This window comes from Microvirga sp. Mcv34 (genome assembly GCF_024519725.1).
Taxonomy (GTDB): domain Bacteria; phylum Pseudomonadota; class Alphaproteobacteria; order Rhizobiales; family Beijerinckiaceae; genus Microvirga.
Map to the genome: position 1 here is coordinate 1 of NZ_JALJRK010000056.1, position 3,400 is coordinate 3,400.

The following is a 3,400-nucleotide window of genomic DNA, read 5'->3' on the forward strand; positions in this document are numbered from 1 at the left end:
CGATGCGGCTTGCCATCGAACAGGCGGCCCGCGCCAACCAGATGCGGGAAGCGCTGGCCGTGGAGGCCCTTGAAACCGTCAGGACCCTGAAGCTCGTCGGAGCGGAGGAGCGCTGGATCGATCGCTACACGTCCGCCGCCGCAGCCGCCGCCGTCTCGTCGGCCCGGGTCAGCACGCTCGCCGGATCCGTCCTTGCCGCGAGCCAGGCGCTCGTGACCCTGTCGGGACTGGCGGCCGTTGTTATGGGCGTACTTTCGGTTCTGGGCGGCGCCATGACGGCCGGCGCGCTCATTGCCGGCATGATGCTGATCTGGCGCATTCTCGGCCCCATGCAGACCTGCTTCGTCATGCTGTCCCGCTGGGAGCAGACGCAAGCCTCGATCCGCCAGGTCGACGGCCTGATGTCCCTGGAGACGGAGCGGCCTCCGCCGCTCGAGGCGCGGATGGCCCCACCGGAGCAGGGCGCCATCGTGTTCCAGCGCGTGACGCTTCGTTATCTGCCGCAATCGGAGCCGGTTCTGGCCGGCGCCAGCTTCTCCATCCAGCCCGGGCAGGTCGTGGCCGTGACCGGTGCGGAAGGGAGCGGCAAGTCGACCCTGCTGCTGCTGACCGCGGGCCTTTATCGGCCGCAGGGCGGCCTGGTGCGGATCGACAGCCATGACGTCCGTTCCTTCAGCCCGGCGGTTCTCCGCCGCAGCATCGGCTGGGTGCCGCAATCGCCTGGGCTTCTCTACGGCACCGTGGCGCAGAACCTGCGCCTCGCCCGTCCCAGCGCGTCGGATACGGACCTGCGCGGGGCAGCCGAAGAGGCGGGCGTGCTGGAGGCCATCGAGGCTCTGCCGCAGGGCTTCGACACCCGTGTCGGCGACAACCAGAGCGGCCGCCTTCCGCGCAGCATCCTGCAGCGGATCGCCCTCGCGGCCGCCCTGCTGCGCGATGCACCGATCCTGCTGCTCGACGAGCCAGTGGCCGGTCTCGACGATGCCTGCGCCAAAGCCTTCACCGACGTCATCGCCTCGCATCGCGGCCGCTGCACCATCCTCATGGCGACGCACCGGCCGAGCCATATCCGGCTGGCCGACCGGGTCCTGCGCTTGCGCGATGGACAGGTCGAAGAACTCGAACAGCAGTCGGCTCCCGGCGGCCCGCGTCCGACGAGAACCCCGATCGGCCCGTCGCTGGCGAATGCCGCCTTCGCGAACCTGTCGGCCGCCAACAGTCCGAAAGTTGCATGATGAGCAAGACCGCGACCCCTCCCGTCAACGGCGAGATCCTGCCAGCGAGCCTCGATCGCGGCATTCTGCCCCGGGCCAGCCGCCAGCCCCGTCCGGACGGTCATGTTCTGGCCCTCGAAGAGCTGCGCGTGAGGGGACTTGAGCGGGCCGTCGTTTTGGGGACCGGGATCCTTGTGGCGGCCGGCGTGTCCTGGGCGGCCCTGACCCGAGTTCCGGAAGTTGCAGTCGGCACCGGGGAAATCTCTCCGATGGTCGCGGCCGCACCGATCCAGCATCTCGAAGGGGGCATCGTCGCGGAGGTTCTGGTAAACGAGGGCGAAGCGGTCGAGGCGGGCCAGCCCCTGCTGCGCATGAACGACGCCGTGGCGCAATCCGAGTTGGCTCAGGCCCGCCACCGGCTGGAATCCCTGCAGCTCCAGGCGCAGCGTCTTGCAGCCGCCGCGGACGGCCATATCGTGGCACTCGACCTTCGTGGGCGCCAGACGCCCGCGGCCGGGATCGTCGCGAGTGCCGGTGGGGACGCTCAGCCCCTGCTGCCGCTGACTTCCGGCCTGTTCGTCGAGCCGCAGCGCGCCGCTCTGAATTCACGCCTGCGGGCCCTGGCCGACCGTGTCGCCGTTCTGCAGGAACAGGTGGCGCAGCGCCGGAGCGATCTCCTGACGCTCGGCGGGCAGATCTCCTCCGTGCAGGAGCAGATGGCGCTGCATTCGAAGGAACTGGGAATCCGGGAAGACCTCGCCAGCAATGGGCTCACGACCCGGCTTTCCGTGCTGGAGGCCCAGCGGCTCTTCATGAGCGCGAAGGCCGAGCATGAGCGGCTCGTCGGCCAGCGAGTGACAGCGCAGCGCAGTCTGGCAGAGGCGGAAGCCCGCATCACCGAGGCGCAATCGGCGGCCGTGGACGAGGCGCGCCAGGAGGCAGCACGCGTCGCCCTGGACGTCGCCGAGACGACCGAACTCGTCCGCAAGCTGGAAGATCGCGCCGAACGCGTCATGCTGCGCGCGCCGATCGACGGTGTCGTGCGCGGGCTCGCGGTTCATCGGCCCGGAACGGTTCTCCCGCCCGGCGGCCTCGTGGCGGAGATCATGCCTCAGGATGCGCAGCTCGTCGCCGATGTCCGGCTCATGCCGCGGGATATCGGCTTCATCGAGGTCGGCCAGCAGGTTCACGTGAAGGTGCAGGCCTTCGACTATGCCCGCTTTGGATCCGTGGAGGGCAGGGTGGAGCGCGTGTCGGCCGGCACCTTCCTCGACGAGCAGCGGCAGCCGCATTACCGCGCGCGCATCGCGCTCAAGCAGCAATATGTCGGGCACGATCCGCGTCATGCGCAGCTCGCGGCGGGCATGACCGTCCAGGCGGACATCACGACCGGCACCAAGACGGTTCTCCAATACCTGCTGAAGCCGATCTATTCGGCCATGGCCGGATCTTTCCACGAACGCTGAGCGCACATCATGACCCAGCAATCCGACCTCACCATCCCGTTCGACGCCAGCGTCGTGGACGAGGAAGCCCTGCGTGCCCTGCGCGCCGTCCAAAGGACGGTCCCCGGGGGGGACGGCGGAGCAGCCGGCAACCTCGCCGGCGGGACCGAGGCGGTCGCGGCCTTCGGCATGATGCCGGGCTCGCCTTCAGGCGGTGCCATCGGCAGGGCAGGCGGCATCCATCCGATGGCCGACGAATTGGCCCCTCGTCAGGAGGAGATTCGGCTGGAGCCGCTCACAGCGCCGGTTCCTGCCGCGAGAACCGTCTCCCTTGAGACCGCCGCGACAGAGCCGCTGATCGCGGTGGAGGCGCCGGCGCCTCGCCCGGGCGCCGCGCCGAGAATTGGCGGATCGCATGGGACGCCCGAGGCCACGCCTTCCGCGCACGACATCGCGATTTCGTCGGAGCCTGCAGCGACGCGCGGCGTCCCATCCGATGGACCTGCGACAATCCCCTTCCCGGAGCCTCACCAGCCGCAGCCCGAAGACCCGCAGGACGGCCGCGCCTCGCCTCCGGGCGTACGGGTCAGCGATGCGGCGGGCCAAGAGGATCAAGCGATTGCACTTGACCTTGCGGCAGCTCTGACCGGTGCGAACGGCTCGGAGGTCCTGCTCGTGACGATCCTCGGCGTTCCGGACGGCGCGCGCCTCTCGCACGGCACCCGTTCGCCGGACGGCACC

2 protein-coding genes and 1 pseudogene are annotated in these 3,400 nt (G+C 69.7%); all 3 read left to right on the forward strand.

Annotation, left to right across the window (positions count from 1 at the left end):
- On the forward strand, positions 1–1,235 hold a 1,235-nt coding region (locus OC446_RS22155), incomplete at its 5' end, for an ATP-binding cassette domain-containing protein (RefSeq protein ID WP_262031185.1).
- A complete protein-coding gene (locus tag OC446_RS22160) occupies positions 1,232–2,680 on the forward strand; it encodes an HlyD family type I secretion periplasmic adaptor subunit (RefSeq protein WP_262031186.1) in 1,449 nt (482 codons plus the stop codon). The genes OC446_RS22155 and OC446_RS22160, both read left to right, overlap by 4 nt.
- A 9-nt stretch (positions 2,681–2,689) precedes the next feature.
- Positions 2,690–3,400: pseudogene (locus tag OC446_RS22165) on the forward strand (hypothetical protein); the annotation flags it as partial.